Below are 4,950 nucleotides of genomic sequence, written 5' to 3' on the forward strand. Positions count from 1 at the left end.
CCCCCCCCCCCCCCCCCCCCCCCCCCCCCCCCCCGGCCGATCAGTCGCCGGTGAAGCGGGTGCCGAAGTTGATGTTGGCAGCTTCCACCATGCGGGCATTGCCGGTGATGGACAGGGTGATGGTGATGGGCTTGCGGAAGAACTTCTTCGCCAGCGCCGGGCTCAGGCCGTACTGCTCGACCAGCGCGCGCTGGGTCACCAGGCCACCGATGCACATGCGCGTGCCGGTGATGGTCTCGTTTTCGAAATAGCCCGGCTCGACCACGCGCGTGCGGTTGTAGGCGGTGAGGACGGTTTCGATGGACCCGGCGAACGGCACGCCGGTTTGCGGGTTGATCAGCGCGGGATCGTCGAGCACCTCGCTCTGTATCCGGTAGCGCGGCGTCAGCCGGAAGTTGGCGGTCTGGGCGGAAAGCGTGTCGTTGGCGATGGCGAAGCTGACGATGGGCGTCTGCCAATGGCACAGCAGCGTCTCGGCGCTCTTGCCCGGAAGCGTGATGCTGGCGACGTCCGGCGCGTTGAAATTGGTCGGGGCCGGCGCCGGGTTGAGCGTGATGCACGACGGATCGCCGGGCTCGCCCGGGGGCGGGGTGCAGTCCTGGTTCAGCCCGACGAAGCCGGAAAGCAGGCCCAGCCACTTCACGGGCTTGCCGAAGGAGTCGGCGTCGCCGACTTCCTCCACGGTGACCGCGGCCGCGGTAACGGCAGCCCCGGACTTGGCGGCAGTGCGTTCGGCGCGGTCGGCGCGAAGGCCCGCGATCTTGCCGGCGGCCATCGAATCGGCGGCGGGCGGGGAACGGAAGCTGTCATCGGCGGAGGCTGGGGCGGCGAGGGACGCGGCCAGGATGGCAAGGAACAGGGCGCTGCGGATCATGCGGATCTCCAGAGACGGGGTCGCGCGCCGGGCGGCGCGTCGAGGGCCCGGGCGCTGGGATGCGCGGGGCCTGATTACCTTCACGGAATTTGGCGTGTGGACCCGGCCGTCCCCGCTGCCGGCGCAACGATACGTTTCGAAGCTCCGGCTGCGTTGCAGCCATAGGTTGCCTACACTGCCTTCATCGCGCCGCCTTCAACCTGAGCGCTTGACTTGGAGACGCCATGAATTCGCCCCTGAACGCCGCCGCCCTGGACCAGCTGTTCCTGCAGGCCCGCACTTTCCGTGGATCGTCCCAGGCCTGGCTTGATACCCCGGTTACCGACGCCCAGCTGGACGAGCTTTACGCGCTGATGCGCATGGCCCCCACCAGCGCCAACTGCTCGCCGGCCCGCATCGTCTTCGTGCGCTCGGACGAGGCCCGGGAAAAGCTGCGCGATGCGCTCAATCCCGGCAACGTCGACCAGACGATGGCCGCCCCGATCACGGCGATCATCGGCCAGGACATGGAGTTCTACGAACACCTGCCCCAGCTCTTCCCCTACGCCGACGCCCGCAGCTGGTTCGCCGGCAACCCGGTCGCGATCGAGGATGCCGCCTTCCGCAACGCCAGCCTGCAGGGTGCGTACCTGATCATGGCCGCGCGTGCCCTGGGCCTGGACTGTGGCCCGATGTCGGGCTTCGACAAGGACAAGATGGACGCGGCGTTCTTCGCCGGCACTGCCGTCAAGACCAACTTCATCTGCAGCATCGGCTATGGCAATCGCGACACCCTCACCCCGCGCGGTCCGCGCCTGTCCTTCGACCAGGCCTGCCGGATCGCTTGACCCCACCCCAGGAGACACGCCCATGTTTGCCCGCCGCCTCGTTCTCGCCACCCTGATCACCGCCGCTTCGTTCTCCGCCCAGGCGGCCGACAAGTACGACATCGACCCCACGCACACCCAGGTGCAGTTCACCTACAACCACATGGGCTTCTCCAACATCACCGGTCGCTTCGACCAGGTGCAGGGTGACTTCCGGTTCGACGTCGCCGACCCCACCCAGTCCAGCGTCAGTATCACCATCCCCGTCAGCAGCATCAGCACCGGCGTGGAAAAGCTCGACGAGCACCTGCTCAAGGCCGACTTCTTCGACGCCACGCAGTTCCCGACCGCCACCTTCACCAGCACCGGCGTCACCGCCGCGGGCGAGGGCAAGCTGGCCGTGGCCGGCGACCTCACCATCCACGGCGTCACCCGCCCGGTGGTGCTGGACGTCACCATCAACGGCGTTGGCGAGCATCCGATGCGCAAGCTGCCGGCGGCCGGCTTCGATGCCCGCACCACGATCAAGCGCAGCGACTTCGGCGTCGGCGCGGACGTGCCGGCCGTGGGCGCCGCGGTACAGCTCTCCCACACCGGCGAAGCCCCCCCGGCCAAATAGGCCCCGGCTACCCTGCGCAGGCGGCGGCGGGTGTAAAATCGCCGCCTGCCTCCAGGGAATGCCCGTCATGACGCGTACCGACACCGCTACCGGCCGCGCACCGGCCAACGCCGAGCGCCGCTACGAAGTCACTCGCGGCGAGCTTCCGCTGTCCTGCCCCAGCCCGACCATGGCCCTGTGGAACTCGCATCCGCGCGTCTACCTGCCTATCGAAGCCACGGGCAGCGCCGCCTGCCCCTACTGCGGCGCCGTCTACGTACTCAAGGACTGAGGCGGGGCGGGTCGCCTTGCGCCGCCTCACGGTCGTTCAACTGCTGCCAGCGCTGCACAGCGGCGGCGTTGAGCGTTCCACCGTGGAGATCGCCGCGGCCCTGGTGGCCGCCGGCCATCGGTCCATCGTCATTTCCGCCGGCGGCCGGCTGGTACCGTCCCTGGTCGAGGCGGGCAGCGAACACATCAGCCTGCCCATCGGTCGCAAGTCGTTGGGCGCCTTTGCCGTCATGCGCCGTCTGCGCCAGGTCCTGGCCGGGCTGAAACCGGATGTGGTGCACGCGCGCTCGCGGCTGCCGGCCTGGCTGGCGTGGTTCGCGCTGCGTGGCCTGCCGACGCCGCGGCCGCACTTCGTCACCACGGTGCACGGCATGAATTCGCCCGGCCGCTACAGCGGGGTCATGCTCCGCGGTGAGCGGGTGGTGTGCGTGTCGGAAAGCGTTCTGGCGTACGTGGATCGCCACTGGCCGCAGCCCGACGGCGCGCGCCGCGTGGTGATTGCGCGCGGCGTGGACCCGTCGGCCTTCCCGCGCGGCTTCGCGCCAACGGCGCAGTGGCGCGCGCGCTTCGCCGAAGAACAGCCCGGGCTGCAGGGCGGCCAGCTGCTGCTGATGCCCGGCCGCGGCACGCGCCTGAAAGGTCACGCCGACGCGATCGAGCTTCTGGCCAACCTGCGTGCCTCGGGACAGGACGTGCGGCTGTGGCTGTTGGGCGCCGAAGAACCGGGGCGCGAGGCTTACCTGGGGCAGCTGCGCGACCTGGCCACGCGCCGCGGCGTGTCCGGGGCGCTGGTGATCAGCCCGCCGCGGCACGACGTCCTCGAGGCCTACGCCGTGGCCGACCTGGTGCTGCAGCTGTCGAGCCAGCCCGAGGCCTTCGGCCGCACCGTCGTCGAGGCCCTGTCCGTGGGCCGCCCCGTGCTGGGTTGGGACCACGGCGGCGTGGGCGAGCTGCTGCGCGAACTTTATCCGGCGGGACGGGTGCCGCTGGGCGACGCCAGCGCACTGGCCGACGCGGCGCGTCGGCTGCTTGCCGCGCCGGCGCCGATGCCGGTTACCATCCCGCATACCCTGGCGGCGATGCAGACCGCCACATTGGAACTCTATGAACGCCTCGTCGCCGACTGAAGCCAGCCTGCGTTGGGCCCCGTGGTGGGTGCTGGCGTTCGTCGCCCTGTGGCCGCTGACCGCGCTGGCCGAGCTGGTGCTGTCGGTGGGCTCGCTGGCGGCCCTGGCGGTGCTGGCCATCTATCGGTTCCGGGGCGGCATGGCCCTGCTCAGCCGCGCGTCCTGGGCACTGACGGCCGTGCTGTTCGCCAGCTACTGGCTGCCCGAGCTGCTGTCGTCGCCCGATGCCGTGAACGGGCGCCGTGCGCTCCGCGAATCGCTGCTGGACCTGCGCTACCTGCCGTTCCTTTGGCTGGTGGCCATCGCGGTGGCGACCGAGCGCGGTCGGCGGCTCACGTTCGGCGGGATTTCGGTGATCGTAGTGTTTTGGCTGGTGGACGGCGGCGTGCAGGCGCTGACCGGCTGGAGCCTGGGCGGCTTTGCCAGCGCCGACCGCCTGAGCGGCGTGTTCGGCGCCGAAAACCTCAAGCTGGGCCTGGTGCTGGCCAGCCTGGCGCCGTTCCCCCTGATTGCGGCCGCCAAGCGTTTCGGCGTGGCCGGATGGTTGGTGATGGCGTCGGCGTTGGGCGTGGTGGTGCTGTTGGCGGGCGCGCGCGCGTCCTGGGTAACCCTGGCCCTGGTGCTGGCCATCAGCGGATGGCAGCTGTTTGGCGTCAAGCGGGCCGTCGGCCTGGTGGCGGTGGGCGGGCTGGTGGTGTTCGCGCTGTCGATGGCGTTCTCCGACAAGTTCCAGGATCGCCTGGAGCGCACCGGCGCCGCGCTGGACGGCGGCAGTGAAGGTGTGGACTTCGCGCTGTCGGGCCGGCTGTCGATCTGGCGCACGGCCATCGACATGGCCGTGGCCAATCCGATCAACGGCGTGGGCGTGCGGGGCTTCCGCGACGCCTACGCCACCTACGCGGCCGACGACGACCCGTGGCTGACCGATGCCGACCATGGCGCAGGCTTCCATGCCCACCAGATCGTGCTCGAGGTGCTGAGTGAAACCGGGCTGGTGGGATTGATGCTGTGGCTCGGCGGCGCGGCCCTGGCCTGGCGTGCGTGGCGTTTCGCCGCGCCCGAGGCGCGCGAGCGGGCACGTGCCCCGGCCCTTGCGCTGCTGGTGACGGTGTTCCCGTTCAACACCCACCTGGCTTTCTATTCGACGTTCTGGGGCGGACTGACGCTGCTGCTCGCGGCGCTGTTCGCGGGCAGCCTGCTGTGGGGGGCGGGGGGGCCCCACCCCCCCCACACCCCCCGGCAGCCCCAAAAAGA

At 70.3% G+C, this 4,950-nt stretch carries 6 protein-coding genes; 5 read left to right on the forward strand and 1 reads right to left on the reverse strand.

Annotated elements, in window-relative coordinates:
• Positions 1–40 precede the first annotated feature (40 nt).
• Positions 41–874 (reverse strand): hypothetical protein, encoded by an 834-nt coding sequence (locus K0M70_RS00110; protein WP_290777638.1) that lies wholly within the window; start codon positions 872–874, stop codon positions 41–43.
• A gap of 224 nt (positions 875–1,098) precedes the next feature.
• Between K0M70_RS00110 and K0M70_RS00115 the strand changes: the two genes are divergently transcribed.
• The 5 genes from K0M70_RS00115 to K0M70_RS00135 form a co-directional block, all read left to right on the forward strand.
• Entirely contained in the window at positions 1,099–1,701 is a 603-nt protein-coding gene (locus tag K0M70_RS00115; RefSeq protein ID WP_290777640.1) for a malonic semialdehyde reductase, read from the forward strand.
• Positions 1,702–1,723: 22 nt separating this feature from the next.
• Positions 1,724–2,299, forward strand: coding sequence for a YceI family protein (locus tag K0M70_RS00120; protein ID WP_290777643.1), 576 nt, complete (start codon positions 1,724–1,726; stop codon positions 2,297–2,299).
• A gap of 67 nt (positions 2,300–2,366) precedes the next feature.
• Positions 2,367–2,570, forward strand: coding sequence for a zinc-finger domain-containing protein (locus K0M70_RS00125; RefSeq protein WP_290777645.1), 204 nt, complete (start codon positions 2,367–2,369; stop codon positions 2,568–2,570).
• A gap of 16 nt (positions 2,571–2,586) precedes the next feature.
• A complete protein-coding gene (locus tag K0M70_RS00130; RefSeq protein ID WP_290777647.1) occupies positions 2,587–3,696 on the forward strand; it encodes a glycosyltransferase in 1,110 nt (369 codons plus the stop codon).
• On the forward strand, positions 3,674–4,950 hold a 1,277-nt coding region (locus tag K0M70_RS00135), incomplete at its 3' end, for an O-antigen ligase (protein ID WP_290777650.1). The genes K0M70_RS00130 and K0M70_RS00135, both read left to right, overlap by 23 nt.

The organism is Arenimonas sp., from assembly GCF_019459675.1.
In the GTDB taxonomy this organism is placed as follows: Bacteria; Pseudomonadota; Gammaproteobacteria; order Xanthomonadales; family Xanthomonadaceae; genus Arenimonas.